Below are 22,133 nucleotides of genomic sequence, written 5' to 3' on the forward strand. Positions count from 1 at the left end.
CACTATTTATTTAAGATTTTTGTAATCAATTTTATTCCGGTTTCTATTTCCCTTTCAATGGGTATTAAGGCTGCTTCCAGATCATCTGTTGTAGATACATGACTTTCAAGTTCGTTGGTAAGCTGAGCAAGTTTTACAAGTCCCGCCGTACCTGAAGTCCCCCGCAATTTATGAAGCAGCTCTTTTAAACGTTGACGGTCTTTCCCGTTTTTAGCTTCTGTGATATGCTGCCGTGCTGAGGTAATCTCCTGGACGACCAGATCGAGAAAAAAACTCAGGAATGCCGGATCATCACCTGTTTGTTCGGCCAGACGTTTCATATCCAGATGTTCATCAGTTTCTACGTCTCGCTTTTCCGTAACTATCGGTAATACTCGCTGTAAGGCATCGAAAAGATCCTGCTGCCGGATTGGTTTTGCCAGAAAATCTGACATTCCTGCCTCAAGGCAGCGTTCTTTCTCGCCAAGCACATTTCCTGCGGTTATACCAATTATGGGTGTATCAACATACTTGTCCATCTGCCGGATTCGCCTGCATGCTTCAATACCGTCTACTTCCGGCATCTGTACATCCATTAAAATGAGACCAAATGTTTTCGCTGTACATGCTTGAATCGCTTCAGCCCCGTTTGACACTTCCGTTAATATAGCATCTGGCATAATGCTATTCATCATCCGTGTATTTAGCGCCATGTTAACCGCATTATCATCAGCCAATAGAACCTCAATACCTTTACCATAGGTGTCAGCAAAAGTTAGCCCCTCCCGGCCATCGGACAAAACAACGTCTTCTTTATTTTGCTGTATTGCCTTCCGTAAGGTCTGATACAATTCGTCCGACTTAATGGGCTTAAGCAAACAAAATGAGCGTTCTTCCTGTCTAAATGACGAAATGACTTCATGTTCTTCCGAGGAGGTATGTAATACGATCAAGGGTATACCCTCTCCCTGCTGACGAAAGAGTTCCTTGATCTTTTCTATTGTTTCCAGTCCTGACAGTATAGGCATGTGGTAATCCATCAGAATAACATCAAAACGCTCACCTTTCATAAGCAGTTGAAGCGCTTCCATACCGTTCTCAGCAAGTACAGAATCAACCTCTTTGAAGGCTAACATATGCTGAATGATCATCCGGTTATTCGCATTGTCATCCACTACCAGCACACGATTCAAAGGCAACATATCATCCTCATAAACAATCTCTTCACAAGCCACATTTAAATCAAAATAAAATGTAGATCCTTTACCGACCTCGCTGTATAGATTTAATTGACTGCCCATATATTTCAACAGATTGTTAGAGATGGTCAAGCCAAGTCCAGTTCCGCCGTAACGTTTGCTGACCGAACTGTCTTCCTGAGTAAAGGCATCAAAAATACGCTGTTGCTTTTCAACTGGAATACCTATGCCTGTATCTCTGACCTCAAACCGCAACGTTAGCTTCCCCTCTTCATGATGAAGTTTACTGATTTTGAATTCTATCTCACCTTTTTCGGTAAACTTAACGGCATTCCCCAGTAAGTTAATCAACACTTGCTTTATACGGGCTTCATCGATCCAAATCAATGCCGGAAGTCCTTGCTCAATATTGAGAAGCAATTCGACTTCTTTGCGTTGAGCCTGATACAATACCACGTTGATCACCTGATTCGCGATATCATACACATTGTATTTATCCACAAAAAGCTCCAGCTTTCCCGACTCAATTTTTGAAAAATCCAGAATATCATTAATGATATTCAGCAGATTATTACCCGATTCGTTGATATAGCCCAAATATTGACTTTGAATATCGTTAAGTGGAGTCTTCAATAGGAGATCTGAAAAACCGATAACGCCATTTAGCGGGGTCCGAATTTCGTGACTCATGTTTGCGAGAAACTCCGATTTCGCTCTGCTTGCCAAATCCGCCAATTCCTTAGCCCGTTTTAGTTCCGCGTTGATTTTCACGGACTCGGTGATGTTTTGTGTAAAAATGATAATCCCTCCAATACTTCCGTCGCTAAGATGCCAAGGTCTTACTTCCCAATTAAAATGCTGAGGTTCGGCTATCCCTCCGACCTGAATGACTTCGTCCGTATTCTTATAGGGGACACCATCCAGCGCCGCGAGATAAATCTTTTTTCTTTGATCTGGAATCTGTGGAAAAAGCTCAAATAGATTGCGGTTGAGCAAATCTCCCCCGTCTTTATGGAAATCCTCTATCCATTGATTACTTAATGATACAAAGTTAAAATCACGGTCAAACATCGCCACCGATGCCGGAACATAATTGACGAAAGCGCGCAACATGGACTCTTTACGTTCGAGTTCCAGATAAAGCGATTTACTCTGATCGATATCCTGAATGATACCGAATACCCGCTTGCAGCTACCGTTGTCAAACTCTGGTATCCCTTTCACTCTGACCCAAATTGCAACACCGTCCTGTTTTAGCAGCCGTAATTCGGTATCATACGGCTTGCCAGTGGTAATGGCCTCCGCGAATATATCCCGCAATTTTTCCTGACTCTCGGGCTCGTAAAAGCCAATGGCATGCTCGAAATCTGGCGTAAAGTTTTGATCCACCCCGTGAATCAGTTTGGTCATGTCGGACCAATATATCTTATTTTCGGCCAAGTTAACTTCCCAACCACCCACCTGAGCCACGGCATTTGTCTGCTCTAAGATTTGTTTAGTATGTAATAAATCGTTTTCCAGGCGGAGACGCTCCGTCATATTTAGAGCTGTACTGACGACATAAGATTGCCCATTCTCATCTGTTTCTACCATATTGTGATATAACCATGAGATATTTTCTCCTTCTTTCGTCTGCAACACCATCATACCCGAATCTTCTTTATTTTTTGCGATCCGCTTCAAATACTCGACAACAAGGTCCACGTTCTGCGTTGGTACCAGTTGTTTAAGATTCAAACTTCGAACCTCCGCCTTTTCATATTTGAGTATTTCCCTACCTCTTTCGTTAACGGCTAGGATGTTACCGTCCATATCATGCATACTCATCAAACCAATGGCATTCTCAAAAAAACTACGAAAGCGACGTTCAGAGTTTTCCAATTTTAGCTTTTCATTGCGTTCTTTTGTCACATCCCGTCCAAATGCCAGAATTTCATCGTTCGCAACATCATATTTAAAATGCCACTCGATGATTACCGTACCACGTTGTGGTATTTCAGTATATGTTGTCGACTGAGCTCCATGAGAAAGATTAGTTAGCTGGGCAAGCGTCGCTTGCAAGCTGTTATCCTCGTCCTGCAATAGATTTAAAATGGATTGACCAATACTATCTGATCTCGACAAACCGAGTATTTTAGAGAACGCGGGGTTGATATCTTTAATAAGATGTGCTTTATCTAATACACAAATGATATTATTGGTCAAATGGAATATCTCGGAGAAATAACCGGCTTGTACTTTTCTCTTTTTTCCAAGCAAAAGCTTGGATACTGCTCTTCCGAGTTCCACCAGCGAATTTCGCTGTTTGTCCGACAGCGTCTTAGGCTGAAAGTCGATAACACAAATGGTACCTAATGCATCGCCCTCATCATCCATGAGCGGTACGCCAGCATAAAAACGGATATTTCCCTCTCGGATCAGCGGATTGCCTGATGAACGTTCATCCGAAAAGGTGTCTTCAATGACAAGTAACTCCTGACTCATGATAGTATACTGGCAGATCGTATTTTTCCTTTCCACAGTGTCCAGTTCTATTCCGACGCAGCTTTGGATGCGTTGGGTTTCCTCTTCCATCATAGCAATCAAAGCAGCAGGACAGTCGGTGATTAAACACGCCGCCTGTGCAAATACATCCAATTCAGGATCTTTACCTAGTCCCATTAATTCGTAAGATTTTAATTTTTCAATCCTAGCTCTTTCATTTTCAGGAAAAATCCGATTTGCCATGTATTTATATCCGTTAATTTGGTTTTTGCGTTTGTGAAGTTAACAAAAACATCAGTCAACGCATAAACAATAAGGAAATATTGCGTTTACACGCATTATCTATTAAACAACCTCGCTAAAAAATAGTTGGCGCCTTTACTGAGTAAAAAACGTTTTTTTGTATACGGGCCCTGCAAGCCGCTAGGTCGTGACTTCAGAAATTTTATTTCGTAGTGTCAGGATAGCAACAACCAAAAAGGTCCGGCAGCCTTTACAGCTGCCGGACCTTTTTGGTCTTGTAGGGAACATCATGCTAAACAAGCTTTTCGATACTCTGTTCCGCGTACCCAGCGCTGGCAGTCATGCCCTTCCCCCCGATACCCGTACGGATGTGTATACGTGGGCTGATATCAATCTCCAGCATATGGTCTTTATGCTGGGAATAAAACCCAGCCCAGGAAGAAGCAATCCAGTCTTTTTTTAGTGGGACAATGCTATTAGCTTCTGCGATCATCAACTCATTGATATGGCTGCTCACCGCAAACCCCAGTTCATCAAGGCAGTTTGCCGCTGCATATTCATGCGAGTCCCCAATAATGATACTGCCGTCGGCAGCTTGTTTGAATAAAATATGAATACCATATTTGCGCAGTTCCTGATAATATTCAGGTATAGGAATGCTCTGGAATGAAGGACAATATTCCTCAAAGCTTTCATAACGGCGGATGGTCAGTCCCGTCAGAATATTGCCGGGGAGATAAAGCTGTGACAATGGCTTGGTTCGCATCATCTGCAGTTTACTGATTTCTAAACCACTATCATTAAATAGCTCACGATACAGAATCTTAAACTCGTACCCGTTACAAATAAGAACTTTCGTTGCCTCGAAAACTTCAAGACCGCTTGTTGTTATACTGGCCTTGTCATTCCCCTCCTCACAGGTGATCACGGTCGTATCGTATTTCAACACATATTTTTCAAACTTGGTGCGCATAAAAACATGCAGCTTTTGAATCATAACTTCAGGCTCTATGCTGAGCTCCTGGTCAAAGACAATGGCTTCTTTGACATAATTAGGATTCAAATCTGGATACTTGGACAAGATCTGGTCTTTGGAGTACAGCTCATGTACATAGCCTTTTGTATGATAATGTGCTGCTAATTCGTGGATAACCTGCACCTCGTCCATATCGGATGCAATATAAATGCTACCATTGTTTCGGACAGATATATCCATTTCCTTTTGGATAGACTGATAGATATCTAATCCCCGCACACCATAGTCAAACCACTCTCCGGCCATACCGGACGGTACGACCTGACCAAAATTACGTACTGTGGAACCTACTGGAAAATTATCCTTTTCCAGTTGAAGCACGCGCAATCCTTTCTTCAATGCATGGTACGCATGGAAAGTTCCTAAGATCCCCCCTCCGACCACAATTAGATCATATGTATCTGTTCCCATTTTTTTAATATATTTTCATTTTACTATTTGTACTGTAGTCGTGGATGCCTGCCAAGCTTTGGCCCCCTCCCCCTCTTTTTCATCTTTTATCCGTTCTTTCTTTCGGACAAAATATATAAAAGAAAAGATACTTAAGATAGCGCCGATAGCCGAAGCCACGTAAACCAAATGAATAAAATATTCTCCCCAACTGACGGAAGTTGGTAAAAATTCTTTGTTCATGAGGACTAGGAAGCTTCCAAGATAACCCACGGCGTCGGCCATATACATCACAAATCCAATATTGCTTTTCATCTGATAGGTTGCTATCATCCGCTCAAAGAATATCGCATTGTAGGGAATATAAGCCATATATAACCCCAGACCAATCAGGAGCATCCAACTAAGTCCCCCAATACACTGATTCGTAAATAAGTAAGTAGATACACCGGTAATTAGAAAGCCAGCAATAATCATATAATGAATCAGCTTAAATGCTTTCAGATTATCCTTAATAACAATTAACCCACCTATCAAAACTAACACGGCCAAAGCGATGACCCCGTCCACCTTTGCAAAGATGCCCACACCTTTAAGATGCAGCATCTGCCACATCTCAATCTCAAAATTATCCCTGACATCCCGCAAAATTGTCAACATGGTATAAATTATGACTGTCAATGCAATACCCGGCATAAACATACTAAAGAAACTTCTGCGCATTGCCGCATCCATTGCCACTCTTTCGGTCCGCAGGAATTTGTCCTGAGAAGTGGGTCCCGGTGCATTTTCCAGCACCCAGACACACAATAGGAAGGGAAGGAAAAACAACATTCCTGTAAAAAAGGGCATCCAGAATTCATTGACACCCACAGTGACCATGAGCAATCGTCCCACTGATTTAATCAGGCCGGAAGCGAATACCAAGCTCACAGACATCACAGCACCCATGATCTCGGTAAACCGTCGCCCTTCCAAATAGCTAAAAACCAAACCCCAGACCATTCCCAGTGGAAATCCATTGATAAAAAGAAAAGCGACATTCCAGGGCCTGGGAAAAAGAGCAAAAGCCAGAAGGGCGCTCCACGAAACACAGATTAAAGTGACTAAATAACGGCCCCTATGGCTGTGTTTGCTCTCCGAAATAAATCGAATACCATAAAATTTAGAGAACAGATAACCGAACATCTGTATAATAACCATAATCACTTTATAGTCTATCCCGAGAACAGACTGATTGGAAAAGCTCGTAGCGGTAAACGATTTCCGGAATGAATACATACTCGTATAACATAAAAATGCTGCTATTGCCAGAAGTATGGCTACAGAACGCTCATCTAATTTGCTTATACGCATTTTTAATTGTTGATTAAACCTCATGATCCTGCTATTTAACAGGCTTTTCGCCCGCAATCAAAAGTAAATCATGAGAATTAATACAGAACTAAACTTTTGTTAAGTATTTATAAACAAATATAAGAAATATGTTTTTGTATATAGAACGGTACGTAAACATCAATGCAGCTGATGGGCTAACAGACCGTATTTACGCAGGTCATAAATAGCTGGGTCAGCGTTTGTTGTCGAAAAAATAAACGATAAGCATTAAAGCGTTGTCTTTACCGGTATTCCTTGGAGTATGGGGAAGCCGCCCATTAAAGAATATGGAGTCGCCTTCTTCAAGACGGACTTGCTGATCCTGAAATATATATTCAACCTGGCCTTTAATAATATATTTATATTCGTAGGCTTCTGTTTCCACTACCGGCCGTTGCGAATTAGGAAGTAGTTCCAAAAGGACGATATCTATGTTCGAACTATCTATTGCTGAACTAAAAATACGCTTATAAAGAAATCCGTCAGCAGATTCCTTTTCAAAAGGAATATAACTCTCTTTTTTTCGGACAGTGACCGGGCCGGAGTCTAAATCCGAATTAAAGTCCTTAAAAAATTCGTTCAAGTCGACATTCAGTGCACGGACGATGTTGATCAATACCAATAACGAGGGTATCGTCCGATTATTTTCGATCTGCGATATCAACCCCTTGCTTACCCCCGCTCTATCGGCAACCTCCTGTATGGTGATGCCTTTAACCTTGCGGATTTCCTTTATTTTATAGCTGATCTTAAATAATGTATTATCTTCCATAATCAATATCAAATGTAAATATTATTTTCTTGAGCGCTGTATTAAGTTTTTTGTGTCGATGTCTTTATTGATCTAGTTCAATGGATTTACCGGCGGTCATCCGTAATTTTACATCAGATAAAAAAAATTAAAAGTTATGGACAATTCAATTTTAGGATTGCATCATATTACGGCCATCGCCGATAATGCAAAAAGAAATCTTGACTTCTACACCAAAGTCTTGGGTCTCCGTTTGGTAAAAAGGACTGTCAATTTTGATGACCCTGGAACGTACCATTTTTATTTCGGAAACGAAAAAGGTGAGCCTGGTACGATATTGACGTTCTTTCCTTGGGAGGGAATTGGGCGAGGTGTACAAGGGACTGGTATGGCGACACATATAGGTTATGCGGTGCCTCCGGGCAGTCTGCCGTTCTGGAAAGACCGTCTCGATACACACCGTGTGGCTTTTGTTGAAAATGAAATCTTCGGGGAGAAACTGATCGAATTTAAGGATCCGGATGGTTTGCAGTTGCAATTTATTGAGCCCAACATCGAAGACGACAGAAAGGCCTGGACCACAACTGATATTACGAGCCAGCAGGCGTTAAAAGGCTTCCACAATGTCACGTTATCGCTGAAACGTGCTGACCCTACCTTAAAGGTCCTGACAGACATTTTAGGCTATTCAGTAAGGGAACACGAAAATGAAAGATACCGGCTGAAGACCGATAGTATCACAACTGCCCATACTGTCGACATTGTTGAAAATCCAGATCTTTCATATGGCAGGAATGCCGGTGGAACCAATCACCACGTGGCTTTCCGCGTAAAAGATGACGATATCCTTATGGAATACCGTGAAAAAGTTCTTTCTGCAGGGTTGGATATTACACCTAAAATTAACCGCGATTACTTCTTTTCTCTTTATTTCCGTGAACCGGGGGGTGTATTGTTTGAACTCGCGACGGACAATCCCGGATTTACGGTGGATGAGCCGCTGGAAAGCTTGGGTACAGCGCTCAAACTACCAAAACAATACGAAAGCTACCGTGCACAGATTGAAGAGTCGTTACCAAACATTGATTAAATATTCATTAAACAAGAACAAATACACAAAATATGGAAAGCACAGAGATTGTACTGGATAAAAATCAGCGTGGCGAACTGCAATTATTTTCCGATGGAGCAAAAGCTGGTTTGATGAGCATAGCCCTTATCGACGGAAAACTCGTCGTTTATCATACTGAAGTAGACGAAGCATATGAAGGACGTGGATTTGCTAAAATACTATTGGAAAAACTCGTTTCTTATGCCCGCGAAAACAAGATAATGATCGTGCCCCTCTGCCCTTACGTTAATGCCCAATTTCATCGCCATCCCGACATCTATAAAGATGTATGGTTTAAGAAAACAATTTAGAAACAAATATTATGAGTCATTTGGTTAATATCATAACAGCTGGACAAGCTCTGGAAAAAGCAAAGAAAGTACTGATTATGGTTCATGGACGTGGTGGTACCGCGACGGAAATCTTGCATTTGTCTACTTATCTAAAAGTGGATGGTTACGCACTTTTAGCGCCGCAGGCAGCTAATTATACGTGGTATCCTTATTCATTTATGGCTGCCAGGGAACGCAACGAACCTTGGCTGACCTCGGCAATTCAGGTCCTTGCGGATACAGTACAGCAGGCTCAGGACAACGGAGTAAAAACAGAAAATATCTACTTTTTTGGTTTCTCGCAGGGTGCCTGCCTGATTCTTGAATATTTAGCACAGCATGCCAATCGTTATGGTGGAGCGGCTGCAATTATTGGAGGCCTGATCGGCGAGGAAATTGATACCAGCAAGTATCAGGGTGATTTCGGGCAGATGCCGCTGTTTATCGGTACAAGCGATCCTGATCCACATGTACCATTACAACGTGTCCAGGCCTCCGTTGCCATACTAAAAAATATGAATGCAAACGTGCAGCTGTCCATATATCCCAACTTTGAGCACTCAGTCAATCAGGACGAAATCGCTATCGCCAATACATTTGTCTTTGGATAGCTTCTGCCCTACATCCGTTCTCCATGGCTATATTTTAGGGTATTTGTAACCGTTATGGTATACTGCTGCCAAATATCTGTTTGCATTGGAGTCTGTAAAACGCTGCTTGCCCTGATCCCAGTAAAGCTTCTGTCCAGTCCGGAAAGCAATGTTGCCCATCTGCGAGAAAATCGCGATGTGTGCTCCTGCTTCGATCGGAGCATGTAATAATTGTGGGTTTCGTTGTCGAATAGCTTCTACGAAGTTTGCCATATGTCTTTCCAGCCCATTGTCAGATGCAGGTTGGAAAGGCAGTGCTTCCATGCGCCCCTTTTCTGGAATCACCTCCCAGCCGGATCGATTTAATACCAGTGTACCATTGTTGCCTATAAATGCAACACCATGATTACGGCCGTAGGGGCCCAGATCAATTCCTTTTGCATGCTCCCACTGGATATTAAAACCGTCAAATTCGTAGACTGCAGTCATGGTGTCGGGCGTTTCGCCGGCATCGTCAGGAAACGCAAACTTACCGCCCGATGCCATCACGGATTTTGGGTCTGACACTTTCATCCCCAGTAGCGCGTAATCCAGCATATGCACGCCCCAATCGGTCATCAATCCACCCGCATAATCCCAAAACCATCGAAAATTAAAGTGAAAGCGGTTGACATTAAACGGCTTCTTTACTGCCGGACCCAGCCAGTCCGCATAATGCACTCCACTAGGTACAGCTGTATCGGGTTGCACTGGAATGCTGTTTTTCCAGCCCAAATACGACCAGGCCTTGACCAACCGTATTTTACCCAACTTACCGGAATGCACAAAATCAATCGCATCTTTAAAATGCTGCTGGCTCCGCTGCCATTGTCCCACTTGCACAATGGCATTATTTTTCTTTGCCACCTGCACCATCACCTGACATTCCCGGACAGAATTGCCGATAGGCTTCTCCACATAGACATGCTTTCCCGCCTCAACAGCATCTACCATCTGCAGACAATGCCAGTGATCAGGCGTTGCAATAATAACTGCGTCTACATCCGAACTGGCCAGCAACTGTTTATAATCGAGGTAAGTGGCGACAACCATATTTCGTTCTTGTAACTCTCGGGCCCTTTTATTCAAGACGGTCTCATCTATATCACAAAGAGCCGTACATACAATATTATTTTGCTTCAACAGCGCATTCAGGTCAGACCATCCCATGCCATTGACACCAATGACCCCAACACGGATTGGCTGATCAGACAACTGAGACGCCCGGGTGCTGGAGAAGAATGATGCGGCTGCTAAAATACTGGAAGTACGGATAAAATCTTTTCTATTCATCATATACGGGTTTAAGTACACTTGGTTTTGCTGATGATGAAAATACAAAAATCAATTAAGGCATGCATACAATGATTGTAAAATATATATAGACATTATAAAAAGGTGTTTAGATAAGCGGTTACCCTCACTGTTACATGGCATACATGATTTACCAGGTGCCTCCCTCATGCATCAATAGAAATAGCCACTTAAAGGGCTTTGAACGACTATTATTGTTGACAAAACGTCATCATAAAAAAAACTTGACGATTTACGAAAAAAAAACACGATTACTCATTTATTATACCTACCTTGCGACACTTAATTAAAAATAATGAATACAGGTAAAATTAAATTTTTCAATGAAACTAAAGGTTTTGGTTTTATTACACCAGAAGACGGTAGTGCAGACGTTTTCGTACACGTTTCTGCGCTTAAGAACCAAGTAACTGAAGGTGACGTTGTTACTTATGATGTAGAAAGAACTCCAAAAGGAATCAACGCTACAAATGTAAAATTGGCGTAATCCAAAAAATACACTTTCTTGTTAATGGGGTAATTCTTACTGATTTATCCCATTTCTTTTACATATTCATCCCTTGTTATTTCCTGTTTGTTTGCTTCCATCACTGCATGATAGATTTCTGAACAGTTATGAACCGCTTCAACGAAAGTAAATCAAGGTGTATTTAAGCATAATTTCCCAGTTACATTTTAATGGAATTCAAACAACTTAATCTGATCTCCCCACTTTTAAAGGCAGTCGCCGAAACGGGATATACTACGCCGACTGCTATTCAGCAAAAGGCTATTCCGGTCATTTTGGACGGAAAAGATCTCATCGGATGCGCACAGACGGGCACTGGAAAGACAGCGGCTTTTGCGTTGCCCTTATTGCAACGCCTGGCCGAAAAGAAGACGGGCATTGGTAAACAAGTACCTATCAGAGCGCTTATCTTAACGCCGACACGTGAACTGGCAATACAGATTGGCGACAATATAAATCTATACCGTAAATACCTGAGTCTCCAATACTGTACCATCTTTGGCGGTGTGAATCAGGACAAACAGGTTAAAGAAATAAAAAGGGGGGTCGACATCCTTGTTGCTACTCCAGGCCGTTTATTGGACCTCATGAACCAAAAACTGGTTTTTATTGATAAGATTGAGCTGCTGATCCTTGACGAGGCCGACAACATGCTGGACATGGGCTTTATCCACGATATCAAAAAGATTCTCGCTAAAGTTCCCGAAAAACGCCAGACTTTATTTTTCTCTGCCACAATGCCTCCAAATATTCGCAAATTTGCACAGGGCATACTCCATAAACCGGTTGAAGTAGATGTGACACCAGTCAGCTCCACCGCAGAGAAGGTAAATCAATGTGTCTACTTCATCGAGAAAAAAGAGAAAATCAAATTGCTGACCAGCCTTCTTAAACAGAAGAAACATGAACGCACAATTGTATTTTCCCGAACCAAACATGGGGCTGATAAAATCGTCAAGCTCTTGGCAAAAAATGGTCTTCGAGCTGCTGCCATTCACGGAAATAAATCGCAAAATGCCAGACAAAGGGCACTGGGCGAATTTAAGGAAAGTCGTATTAAAATACTGATTGCCACCGATATTGCGGCACGTGGCATTGATATAGAACAGTTACCGCTAGTCATCAACTACGACCTCCCCAATGTTCCCGAAACCTATGTGCACCGTATTGGCCGCACGGGCAGAGCGGGTATGGAAGGTCAGGCGATTTCTTTTTGTGATGTGGAAGAAAGAACTTACCTGAGCGATATTGAGAAATTAATCGGACTGAAGATAAAGGTGGACAAGATCTCAACATAGCCAATTCCTTTATCGTCGTCAGGTCGAAATATTCTATTTCGACCTGACGACGATAAACACTATTTTTTCCGGTCCGCCACCAACAGGGTCGACGGTGTAAGCGGTAGCCAATCTACCTTTTTATTGACTATTTTATGCCAGCAGGGCAAACTCATTAACATAAGATCCTGTTGTGCCCATAGTTCCGCCCCTAACTTTTTAACGTCCACTACCGTCAGATGATTGGGCACAAGCTGCTCGATCTGACGAAGTTTTTCTCTAAAGGCTTCTTGCTTGCGCAATAACTGCTCACAATCCCATACGATCACCTGCGCGTCCGAGTGATGAATTAGCCGCCGTATAATAGCGCACAAGAATTCATCGTCTTTCAACAAAACAGGAACAATGATGCGCTGAGCTTTCACAAAATTTTTATCGATCAGAATGCCCACCATAGCATTGACCCTCGCATTGATCTGCTGATTCCTGTCAAATGTTGAAAAAGGAGATTCAGCATTTGCTACCGTATGCAAAAGTTTTTCTGGATTAATGATACGTGACGTAAAGTCTAAAAAGCGCCCTAATAGGCTGCCCCCATAAATCGACTCGCTCACCCCCAATAAGAGTAGATCTTGCTCCCTCTCGTTGGAAGTCTGCACAATTTCACGATCAATATCACTGGATATCTTAAAAACTGTCCGTATAGGCTGTTCCAGATGCTGCGCAGTCCGTTTTATCTCACGGAAACTATCCTGCTCCTGAGTTTCGACTTCGTAATGTCGAAGCTCATTTGACGGTTCAATATGAAGAGCAGTGATTTCAGCAGTATGTTTGGATTTCGCGGTAAGCGCATTTGCTAGATAAAGGAGTGAGATGCCGGTATTGCTCTTCGCAAAAGAAAGCAATATTTTAAACTTGGATTTTGTCTGTATTTCCTGCTCCAGCGACCGCTTTTTTGGCCGAAATACATAATGGATCAGATCTAATGAAGGACCTGTCATAAATGTGGTTACCAGCGCCATCACCACCATCATCGAGAAAAGCTCAGCGCTCAGAACCCCAAGGTCATAACCGATGTTTAACACGATGAGCTCCATCAGTCCCCTGGTATTCATCAGCGCACCAATGCTCAGACTATCCTTCCAGTTCTGGCCTACAAATCGGGCTGCCAAGGCACTGCCTGCAAATTTTCCGATCACCGCCACCAGAATAATCAAGCTTGTAATCAACCACAAATCAGGATCATTCAATAGCCCGATCTGCGTACGCAGTCCGGTATAAACAAAAAACAACGGCAACAGCAATAAGGTAGAGACATCTTCAATTTTTTCAATAAACGCAGTCCTAAAACGGCTATTTTCAGGCATGATCGCTCCTGCCATAAAAGCACCGAACAATGCATGTATTCCGAGTATCTCCGTTGTATAAGCGGAAAACAACAGAACGATAAAGAATATCGCAACGACCGATTTGCTCAGTCCTTCCCGAGTGCCTTTTAACTCACCCACACGCATCAGAAATGGACGTACAATTTTAATCATTAACAGGACATAACCTATGGACAACCCAATGGTATACAATGCGCTGGCGAAATTTCCGGCCTTTACAATTGCAATGACGACCGCCAAAATACACCAGGCGGTAATATCGTCAGCAGCGGCACAGGTGATCACCATAGCCCCAAGCTTACTTTTCTGCAATCCCCGCTCCTGTACTATCCTTGCAAGAACCGGGAAGGCCGTTATACTCATCGAAATACCAATAAACAAGCTGTATGACAGAAACTCCACATTAGCTGGAGCGTGATGCTGATAAAGAAAATAAGCGAGTGAAATGCCTAAAGTGAAGGGAATAACAATGCTCGCATGGGATATCACTACAGCATCGTGAGCCTTATTTCTGAGCACATTTAGATCGAGTTCCATACCGATAATGAACATAAAGAGAATCAACCCGATCTGACTCAGAAATTGAAGATTGTTGAGTGACACTGCAGGGAAGAGCGTTTGCGACAACTCTGGGAAATATAGACCCAACAAAGAGGGACCAAGAATAATTCCGGCAAGCATTTCTCCTATGACGACAGGCTGTTTGATTTTGATACATATCCAGCCCATAATGCGAGCTGCTATGATTATTGTTACAATCTGTGCCAACAGGATAGCCAAAGGATGGCCAAAGCTGTGGATCAGCGTCAACCTAAAATCTTCCCAGGCACCATGGCTCAGCTTTGTTCCGACGGGCATTTCCTGATGCTGCAATCGTACTCCCAAGTGGACGACCCAATACATGACAGTTAGCAAGGAGCCAATTAACGCCACATAAAAAATCGTATTTCTGTGTTTCTTCATCTTCGTCACAGTTCAATAAATACTGAATTAACTCTTTTTGCAGCTACCGTAAGACGATCTGTCATACCGCAGATCCAATAGCTATAGCAAAAATATGATTCTGCATGCGCTTTAAAACCTGCTTGCCATCGTGGAAACTAAAATATGTAATGAACTAAGGTAATTTTGTAATCAAACAATTTTTTTGAGGAAAGATCTCTTATAAGAATCCCCTAAACTAAAGACAATCGCATTATCTTCTGCATCAGGTAAACTGCTGATTATTTCATCTCCTGCAATGAATTTCACGATTCTTAACGCAACAATCTCCTTCTTATTAATACGGCAAAAATCCTGTGGTGGCAAAAAGGCAAGTAATTTATCAAAACTGATATTCTTGAGCAGAACAGTAGAGCCGTCGCGAAGGAAAACACTCTTATCGCGACTGTCCACATCCGCAATCCGTATGTAATCGATCTGATCAAAGTGGAGGATTGCTTTGCCCTTATTGGTATTGAACTGAGCAAAAGACGGCAGTTGAGGCTGTTGTAAACTCATCGCCCGTCTGACTTTTCTGATAGCCTGTTCGAGACGTTGCAATGATATGGGTTTGCGGATGTAGTCCACCGCGTTGATGTCAAAAGCTTCACTTGCATATTCCTTGTAAGCCGTGGAAAAGACAATTGGATAACCGGTCAGGATCTTAGCGACATCAAAGCCGTTCAAATCTGGCATTTCAATGTCCAAAATGCAAAAATCAAAATCCAAATACTTAAACTCCTTTAACAGGACGGCGGGATCATTAAAGGCTCTGACAACTTCCAGTCCCCGAATCTGCTCACATAACATCCTCAAAAATCGCAGGCTTGGAATCTCATCATCCAATAGTATACATTTCAGTTTTCTTTCAGTCTTCATATAATCTGATCTGGAGATACGCATTGTACATGTCATTTTCTGTAAAACGCCGTAGTATATGTCTGTTGGGATAATATAACATCAGCCGTTCTTCGAGCGTCTTGCTCCCTATTCCGCTTCTCGTTTTATTTAAGGGCGACCGTTTCGAAATTTTATTAGTGACTGTCAGTTCCAGCACGCCATGACGAAAGATGAATGTAATCGAAATAAAAGAATCCGGATGGTGGAAATCAGCATGTTTAAACGCATTTTCGATTAGGTCAACGGTTATCAGGGGAACCAGCGAAGGCCTTTCCAACATTTCGAGGTCTGTTTCGTCGATGTCAAATTTGACACGTATATCAAATAAAGGACTCAGCTTCACCTTGTTGACTTCTATCAAATTACGCACAAATTCAATATCTGCTTTTGGCGACACCAGTTCCATCTCGCTCTCATAAAGAACGTAATCCAACAGCATGGCGAGCTTGTCCATCGTGTAATAAGTTTGATAAGCGTGTGACAGAATACCGTTTAATGAATTTTTTAACAGATGTGGATTAAGTCTGTTGCGGTGCATTCGCTTCATTTGTTCGTTGTCCATCCGTTGGAAAATTTCCCGTTGTCTACGTTGCTCCAGCTCCAGCTTTTTGTACCTGAACCTAAGCTTAACATACAAAATCCATGGTACAGCAGCAGCCGGAACGAGCAATACCACAATTACATCGATAATTTCAGTCTTCATCATCCATTCAAACTTAACTAAAATTTTGTTAGCAGCGAAGGCCTCCTCGACAGCCAGCTGCTAAGAGCAGCGCAACCACAGCCTCTTCAGATCCGCGGTAGAACATTTAGATTAACGTGCACAAAATTTACAGCAATTAATTACAAAAATTAACAGTTTCATTACATTTTAATCATTTTAAACTATTAATTTCAAATAATTCTCCTTATATTGAGACTATTGTAATTAGCCGATCAATGATTGTCTGCGCTATTTTGGTTAAACCTGCCTGATTTTCAAATTGGGCCTAATACGAAACACAATGGAAAAGCTCATTTTCGAAACTAATGCACAACACCCCAGCCTCGTTGATAAGATCAAACAAGCTGTTGAGAAATTAAACGGTATTCATGACTGGAAAATAGACCTGGATTCAATTTACAATCTATTAACTATTGAGGGAATCCGGCTGAATCCGACCGAAATCGAGTCCGAACTCGCTCTTCACGGTGTAGAAGCCAGCCGTCTGTATGAAGAATAAATAGGCTGATTTTATTCATGGCCGCGCAAGTATCGAGGGTTTCGTCCAGTTAAACCGATTGTTTACCTGGACGAAGTACTATGCTTTTTTTATGATCATTGCGGAACCTCCACCACCACCATTGCAGATTGCAGCTAACCCCACTTTCCCGCCCTCCTGCTGCAGGATACTGGTCAGGGTCACCAGAATCCGGGCTCCCGAGCAGCCAAGCGGATGCCCAAGCGAAACCGCTCCCCCATAGATATTCACTTTATTTAACGCAATATCCAAAATTTGGGCATTTGCCAGTGCCACAACAGAAAAAGCCTCATTAAACTCAAAATAATCGACGTCCGCTAGTGTTAAACCCGCCTTTTTCAGAACTTTATCTGTTACCAGACTCGGTGTGGTAGTAAACCATTCAGGTGCCTGCTCCGCATCTGCATAAGCAATAATCTCTGCTAAAGGACTCAGCCGCAGTTCATTCATCCTTTCTTCACTCATCAACAATACAACGGCCGCTCCGTCGCTCAATGTGGAAGCATTAGCTGCAGTTACCGTCCCGTCTTTTTTAAACGCCGGTTTCAACTGCGGGATTTTATCAAAATTTACCTGTGAAAATTCCTCATCTCTGGAGACCACCTGTTCTCCTTTTCTTCCTTGGACAATTATCGGAGTGACTTCATTCGCAAATTTGCCTTTCTGCCAAGCTTCCAGACTCCGCTTATAGGAATTGATTGCATAGGCATCTTGCTGTTCGCGGCCGATGCCATATGTCTCGGCACACAACTCCGCAAAACTGCCCATGGGCTCGTTTGAATAGGCATCACTTAAGCCGTCCCGCTGTAAACCGTCTACTAGCGTCTGATCACCTAATTTTACGCCCCAACGCATGGCTCCCGAATAAAAGGGTGCTCTGCTCATACTCTCCATACCGCCCGCAACCACGACCTCCGCATCGCCCAGCAAAATGGATTGCGCGCCGAAAGCAATAGCTTTCATACCGCTTGCACAGACCTTATTGACCGTAGTTGCCGCTACCCCATCAGGCAAACCAGCAAGCTTGGCGACCTGTCTGGCAGGGGCTTGACCCAAATCCGCCTGCAACACATTGCCAATCAATATTTCATCGATTTGGCCGGCTACAACCTCAACTTGATTCAGCAGGGCACGAACCGCATGCGCACAGAGCATAGGCGCCGTCAGTGAAGATAGTCCACCTCCAAAACTTCCGATTGGTGTGCGCTTTGCCGCGACAATAAATACTTTTTTTGACATCACATATAGTTTATAAAGGTTCTTTGATATGTCGGCCTGCGCCGACAGTCGTTCCAAATCCCAAGGAGTATACTTCCGTCGAATTCTTATTTAAAGATAGAAAATATAATGTACGCTAACGAACACTCTGCGACTATTCTTTGACACAAAACAGAATAAATAGAAAAAAAACAATGGAATAACTTCCATAGATGATCTATATGATGAAAAATAAACAATAATAATTTGCTGGAAAATGAGACCTTTTCAGTAAATTAGATCAGCATTTCACAGCAGTCTCCACCTAAGGGTCATCCAGCGTAGGACAGCAGAAATGAAGCTTCCATGGATTTTCATTCCACTGAAAAAATAACCAATGTAAAATAAATTATTATGCACGCAAGAAAACTGTCCGCTGAACATCAAATTTTCCGCGAAACGCTCCGGGCATTTATTCAAAAGGAAATTCTTCCGCACATTGATGACTGGGAAAAAAGAGGTGAAATCGATCGACGTATCTGGAAAAGAATGGGCGATATGGGGTTTATGGGAATCAACTATCCAGAACAATACGGTGGTCTGGCTTTGGATTTTTATTATTCGATGATTTTATGCGAGGAATTATCCCATTGTTTCTCTGGGGGATTCACGATAGCGGCTTTGGTAATCCAATACATGTCTGCACCTTATCTGTTAAAATATGCAACCGAGGAATTAAAAGAACGTTATCTCAGGCCTGTCATTGCAGGAGAGATGGTCAGTGCTGTCGCGATTACGGAGCCGGGGGCGGGCTCCGATGTAAAAAATATCAAGACTACTGCTGTTCGAACGGGAGATTACTATATTGTCAATGGATCCAAAACTTTCATTACCAACGGGTATTATGGTGATTTTTTTATTACGGCTGTCAAAACCGCCCCTGATAAAGGAACGAAGGGCATCAGTTTACTGCTCATCGACAGGCATACGCAAGGGATATCGGCAAATAAGATCAATAAATTGGGCTGGCATGCCTCTGATACTGCCGAATTGGCCTTCGATCAGGTTAAGGTACCAGCGAGCAATTTAATTGGTGCGGAAGGTGAAGGATTCCGCTATCTAATGGACGGTTTACAGTTGGAACGCCTCACCGCTGCTATTCATAGCGTTGCAACAGCCGAATCGGCCTTACAGTACACGCTGGAATATCTGCAGCAACGCGAGGCCTTCGGGAAAAAAATTGCAGAATTTCAGGCTGTCCGCCATCGCATTGCCCAAATCACCGCTGATATCGCGACGACGAAGGCATTTGTTTACCACTGTTGTGACCTTCAGTACGAGGGAACATATGCAGTCCGGGAGTGCTCCATTGCCAAGCTCCAGGCCAGCGAGCTCGCTGTCCAGGCAGTCGGCCAATGTCTACAACTTTTTGGCGGTTATGGGTTCACTGAAGACTATAAAATCGCTCGTCTGTACCGGGATGTACGCGTGGGGACCATAATCGGCGGGACCTCTGAAATTATGCTGGAGATTATTGCAAAGATGTCCATTGACCATATCAACTATCAATCCCAAAAACCTGCGTAAAGCCAATTATCCACAACAAAGAAATAGATGATGATGCAAAAAAAAGAAAACCCCGACCCATCGCCGCTGTTTGACATACAACGGGACAGCGATGGAATTGTTTTCATACAGCCGCTGATCGAAATCCCCAGTGCCCGACCGGGCATACAGGTTACACTTGAGCACTTCGTCGTATTAATGACTAAGCTGCTCCAAGAACAAGAAACCACCGCGTTGGTGTATACCTCACCATTGAACGCCGATCAGGGAAACTATACGTCCCTGTTTAATCAGGTTTACGAAGGCATGTTCGACTCCAGCAACATGTACCACATGATGCTGGAGGTAATAAAATGGAAATCATTCAACAAGCCTATTGTATCCATACTTGACCGCTCCTGCACAGGCATCAGGCTAGCGCCAATGTTATGGTCTGATTATCGAATTGCTATACAAGGGATCAGCTTGGGCTTTCCAGAAAGTAAATTTGGCGCCTTTACCGGCTTAGGAACAACCGTGCTCCTGCCTCAGATCATTGGCTACACTCAAACCTTGCAGCTATTAACACAGGGAAATTCAATCGGGAGTACAGATGGTCACAAATTAGCTTTGATCGATCATGTAGCAGCTGATTTTGATGGCGGTATAGCGACGGCAAAACGCTGGATATTGAGCAAAAATAGAGCTACCGATCCGGCATTCCGCTCCTCTTCGGCGGACATGGAAAATACGGTGGCGGCGATTCAAAAAAAAACACGGGGGCTGCTTCCCGGTACCAATGCGGTCATCCAGTTGTTGCAATCAGCAGTATCTCGTCCGCTGGACGAAGTGCTGCAGGCTGAGGCTACAGTATATCTAGCTGTTCTGAAGACACCCGAAGTGCTGCACATGGTGCGCACCCTTGATCATGGTATACATCGCACACAACATCCTGACTGGCTAGAATGTACCTCAGATAATACGATCAGACAGATAGGCATTCTCGGCGCTGGCATGATGGGATCAGGTATCGCCTACGAGGCAGCTAAGGCCGGTTTAAATGTGATTTTGAAAGATGTCACCCTACTACGGGCCCAGCAGGGCAAAGCGTATTCAGCTCAGATTTGTGAAAAATTGCTGGCACAGGGCAATATGGACAGCGAGCAGCAACAGGCACTGCTGTCCAGGATTACGGCTACCGAGCATATCCACGATCTTTCAGGATCTGATCTCATTATTGAAGCCGTATTTGAAGATGCAGCATTAAAAGCAGAGGTGACAAAACAAAGTTTTGCCTACCTCACCAAAAATGGTGTGTTTGCCTCCAATACAACGTCTCTTCCTATTAGCAACCTGGCCACAGCAACTCCTCATCCCGAGCGCTTTATCGGCATGCATTTTTTTTCGCCGGTAGATCGCATGCCCTTAGTTGAGATTATCCGCGGCCAACAAACAGATCAAAACACATTACAACAGGCCGTATTGGTCGCATTAAAACTGGGCAAAATTCCGATAGTCGTACATGATGGCCCTGCATTTTTTACTTCCCGCATCTTTTTCAACTACCTTCTGGAAGCCATCACCATGTTACTGGAAGGCATACCGGCCCGGCAGATCGAGACCGAAGCATTGACTGCCGGATTCGCTGTGGGACCGCTCGCGGTGCTGGACGAAATTTCATTGGAACTTATGCTGCATGTGTATGATCAGTTGCCCACCCTTCACGCCAGTCAGCACAGAGCCTATGCTTATCTCGCCAATATGATCAAAAATCAGCGAAAAGGTCGCAAATCGGGACACGGATTCTATGACTACGACAGCACTACGCGAACTAAAACAATTTGGCAGGACCCAACTTTGTCCATGTCCATTGATAGTGCCGCCCCCACATTAATACGAAAAAGACTACTTCATGTCATGGCTTTGGATAGCTATCGTTGTTTAGAGGAGGGTATATTGGATCAGCCCATTGACGGCGATATCGGTTCTGTTCTTGGTGTAGGCTATCCTGCTTACACAGGCGGCGTATTTGGTCATATCGATCTTACCGGTTTACCGCTTTTTGTTCAGGAGTGCACATCATTCTTTCACTTCGGTGAACAATGGGAACTGCCCCCATCGTTAAAGACACTGGCCGGCAAGGACTTTAAATTTTATACAGGTTTTAGATCCAACTGGCAAAAAAGGGAAGAATAGGATGAATAGCGATAAGCTATTGTTCTGTTATATGAAGAAACAACAGAACAATAGC

17 protein-coding genes are annotated in these 22,133 nt (G+C 43.2%); 8 read left to right on the forward strand and 9 right to left on the reverse strand.

Annotated features, from left to right (window positions below; translation table 11 throughout):
- Positions 1-2: 2 nt before the first annotated feature.
- The 4 genes from FGL37_RS23125 to FGL37_RS23140 all read right to left on the reverse strand — a co-directional run bounded on the left by FGL37_RS23125 (position 3) and on the right by FGL37_RS23140 (position 7,480).
- Entirely contained in the window at positions 3-3,905 is a 3,903-nt protein-coding gene (locus FGL37_RS23125; RefSeq protein WP_028068311.1) for a response regulator, read from the reverse strand.
- Positions 3,906-4,197: 292 nt separating this feature from the next.
- Positions 4,198-5,352: a TIGR03364 family FAD-dependent oxidoreductase gene (locus FGL37_RS23130; RefSeq protein WP_028068312.1), complete on the reverse strand. Its 1,155-nt coding sequence runs from the start codon at positions 5,350-5,352 to the stop codon at positions 4,198-4,200.
- Between the two features lie 15 nt (positions 5,353-5,367).
- Positions 5,368-6,687, reverse strand: a complete 1,320-nt coding sequence (locus FGL37_RS23135; RefSeq protein ID WP_179958479.1) for a DUF5690 family protein — start codon at positions 6,685-6,687, stop codon at positions 5,368-5,370.
- Positions 6,688-6,901: 214 nt separating this feature from the next.
- Positions 6,902-7,480 carry a helix-turn-helix domain-containing protein gene (locus FGL37_RS23140; RefSeq protein WP_028068313.1) on the reverse strand — a complete coding sequence of 193 codons (579 nt, stop codon included), beginning with the start codon at positions 7,478-7,480 and terminating at the stop codon, positions 6,902-6,904.
- Between the two features lie 136 nt (positions 7,481-7,616).
- On the opposite strand from FGL37_RS23140, the gene FGL37_RS23145 reads away from it, so the two are divergent.
- Genes FGL37_RS23145 through FGL37_RS23155 form a run of 3 tightly spaced genes read left to right on the forward strand, consistent with a single transcriptional unit; the run spans position 7,617 to position 9,513 of the window.
- Positions 7,617-8,549 (forward strand): ring-cleaving dioxygenase, encoded by a 933-nt coding sequence (locus tag FGL37_RS23145; protein WP_028068314.1) that lies wholly within the window; start codon positions 7,617-7,619, stop codon positions 8,547-8,549.
- A gap of 32 nt (positions 8,550-8,581) precedes the next feature.
- Positions 8,582-8,881, forward strand: a complete 300-nt coding sequence (locus tag FGL37_RS23150; RefSeq protein WP_028068315.1) for a GNAT family N-acetyltransferase — start codon at positions 8,582-8,584, stop codon at positions 8,879-8,881.
- Between the two features lie 11 nt (positions 8,882-8,892).
- Positions 8,893-9,513: an alpha/beta hydrolase gene (locus FGL37_RS23155; protein ID WP_037532086.1), complete on the forward strand. Its 621-nt coding sequence runs from the start codon at positions 8,893-8,895 to the stop codon at positions 9,511-9,513.
- Positions 9,514-9,540: 27 nt separating this feature from the next.
- Here the strand turns inward: FGL37_RS23155 and FGL37_RS23160 are convergent, their stop codons facing one another.
- Positions 9,541-10,827, reverse strand: a complete 1,287-nt coding sequence (locus FGL37_RS23160; protein ID WP_028068317.1) for a Gfo/Idh/MocA family protein — start codon at positions 10,825-10,827, stop codon at positions 9,541-9,543.
- 313 nt (positions 10,828-11,140) lie between these two features.
- On the opposite strand from FGL37_RS23160, the gene FGL37_RS23165 reads away from it, so the two are divergent.
- Positions 11,141-11,332 (forward strand): cold-shock protein, encoded by a 192-nt coding sequence (locus tag FGL37_RS23165; protein WP_028068318.1) that lies wholly within the window; start codon positions 11,141-11,143, stop codon positions 11,330-11,332.
- Positions 11,333-11,523: 191 nt separating this feature from the next.
- On the forward strand, positions 11,524-12,651 hold the full coding sequence (locus FGL37_RS23170) for a DEAD/DEAH box helicase (RefSeq protein WP_028068319.1): 1,128 nt from the start codon (positions 11,524-11,526) through the stop codon (positions 12,649-12,651).
- Positions 12,652-12,710: 59 nt separating this feature from the next.
- Here FGL37_RS23170 and FGL37_RS23175 read toward each other — a convergent pair whose 3' ends face one another.
- The 3 genes from FGL37_RS23175 to FGL37_RS23185 all read right to left on the reverse strand — a co-directional run bounded on the left by FGL37_RS23175 (position 12,711) and on the right by FGL37_RS23185 (position 16,605).
- Entirely contained in the window at positions 12,711-14,981 is a 2,271-nt protein-coding gene (locus FGL37_RS23175; protein ID WP_028068320.1) for a cation:proton antiporter, read from the reverse strand.
- A 171-nt stretch (positions 14,982-15,152) separates the two neighbouring features.
- Entirely contained in the window at positions 15,153-15,878 is a 726-nt protein-coding gene (locus FGL37_RS23180; protein ID WP_028068321.1) for a LytR/AlgR family response regulator transcription factor, read from the reverse strand.
- On the reverse strand, positions 15,868-16,605 hold the full coding sequence (locus FGL37_RS23185) for a histidine kinase (RefSeq protein WP_028068322.1): 738 nt from the start codon (positions 16,603-16,605) through the stop codon (positions 15,868-15,870). The genes FGL37_RS23180 and FGL37_RS23185 overlap by 11 nt, the downstream gene beginning before the upstream one ends.
- Positions 16,606-16,903: 298 nt before the next feature.
- Between FGL37_RS23185 and FGL37_RS23190 the strand changes: the two genes are divergently transcribed.
- Positions 16,904-17,122 (forward strand): hypothetical protein, encoded by a 219-nt coding sequence (locus FGL37_RS23190; protein WP_028068323.1) that lies wholly within the window; start codon positions 16,904-16,906, stop codon positions 17,120-17,122.
- A 78-nt stretch (positions 17,123-17,200) separates the two neighbouring features.
- On the opposite strand, the gene FGL37_RS23195 is transcribed toward FGL37_RS23190, so the two are convergent.
- Positions 17,201-18,379 (reverse strand): thiolase family protein, encoded by a 1,179-nt coding sequence (locus tag FGL37_RS23195; RefSeq protein ID WP_028068324.1) that lies wholly within the window; start codon positions 18,377-18,379, stop codon positions 17,201-17,203.
- Positions 18,380-18,751: 372 nt separating this feature from the next.
- On the opposite strand from FGL37_RS23195, the gene FGL37_RS23200 reads away from it, so the two are divergent.
- Entirely contained in the window at positions 18,752-19,924 is a 1,173-nt protein-coding gene (locus tag FGL37_RS23200; protein ID WP_028068325.1) for an acyl-CoA dehydrogenase family protein, read from the forward strand.
- A gap of 27 nt (positions 19,925-19,951) precedes the next feature.
- Positions 19,952-22,078, forward strand: a complete 2,127-nt coding sequence (locus FGL37_RS23205) for a 3-hydroxyacyl-CoA dehydrogenase NAD-binding domain-containing protein (protein WP_051606444.1) — start codon at positions 19,952-19,954, stop codon at positions 22,076-22,078.
- Positions 22,079-22,133 lie beyond the last annotated feature (55 nt).

This window comes from Sphingobacterium thalpophilum, from assembly GCF_901482695.1.
Classification (GTDB): domain Bacteria; phylum Bacteroidota; class Bacteroidia; order Sphingobacteriales; family Sphingobacteriaceae; genus Sphingobacterium; species Sphingobacterium thalpophilum.

Excerpts from the sequence above, each read along its gene's own strand:
- FGL37_RS23125 (WP_028068311.1), bottom strand. The coding sequence starts at position 3,905 with ATGGCAAATCGGATTTTTCCTGAAAATGAAAGAGCTAGGATTGAAAAA.
- FGL37_RS23130 (WP_028068312.1), bottom strand. The coding sequence starts at position 5,352 with ATGGGAACAGATACATATGATCTAATTGTGGTCGGAGGGGGGATCTTA.
- FGL37_RS23135 (WP_179958479.1), bottom strand. The coding sequence starts at position 6,687 with ATGCGTATAAGCAAATTAGATGAGCGTTCTGTAGCCATACTTCTGGCA.
- FGL37_RS23140 (WP_028068313.1), bottom strand. The coding sequence starts at position 7,480 with ATGGAAGATAATACATTATTTAAGATCAGCTATAAAATAAAGGAAATC.
- FGL37_RS23145 (WP_028068314.1), top strand. The coding sequence starts at position 7,617 with ATGGACAATTCAATTTTAGGATTGCATCATATTACGGCCATCGCCGAT.
- FGL37_RS23150 (WP_028068315.1), top strand. The coding sequence starts at position 8,582 with ATGGAAAGCACAGAGATTGTACTGGATAAAAATCAGCGTGGCGAACTG.
- FGL37_RS23155 (WP_037532086.1), top strand. The coding sequence starts at position 8,893 with ATGAGTCATTTGGTTAATATCATAACAGCTGGACAAGCTCTGGAAAAA.
- FGL37_RS23160 (WP_028068317.1), bottom strand. The coding sequence starts at position 10,827 with ATGATGAATAGAAAAGATTTTATCCGTACTTCCAGTATTTTAGCAGCC.
- FGL37_RS23165 (WP_028068318.1), top strand. The coding sequence starts at position 11,141 with ATGAATACAGGTAAAATTAAATTTTTCAATGAAACTAAAGGTTTTGGT.
- FGL37_RS23170 (WP_028068319.1), top strand. The coding sequence starts at position 11,524 with ATGGAATTCAAACAACTTAATCTGATCTCCCCACTTTTAAAGGCAGTC.
- FGL37_RS23175 (WP_028068320.1), bottom strand. The coding sequence starts at position 14,981 with ATGAAGAAACACAGAAATACGATTTTTTATGTGGCGTTAATTGGCTCC.
- FGL37_RS23180 (WP_028068321.1), bottom strand. The coding sequence starts at position 15,878 with ATGAAGACTGAAAGAAAACTGAAATGTATACTATTGGATGATGAGATT.
- FGL37_RS23185 (WP_028068322.1), bottom strand. The coding sequence starts at position 16,605 with ATGATGAAGACTGAAATTATCGATGTAATTGTGGTATTGCTCGTTCCG.
- FGL37_RS23190 (WP_028068323.1), top strand. The coding sequence starts at position 16,904 with ATGGAAAAGCTCATTTTCGAAACTAATGCACAACACCCCAGCCTCGTT.
- FGL37_RS23195 (WP_028068324.1), bottom strand. The coding sequence starts at position 18,379 with ATGTCAAAAAAAGTATTTATTGTCGCGGCAAAGCGCACACCAATCGGA.
- FGL37_RS23200 (WP_028068325.1), top strand. The coding sequence starts at position 18,752 with ATGCACGCAAGAAAACTGTCCGCTGAACATCAAATTTTCCGCGAAACG.
- FGL37_RS23205 (WP_051606444.1), top strand. The coding sequence starts at position 19,952 with ATGATGATGCAAAAAAAAGAAAACCCCGACCCATCGCCGCTGTTTGAC.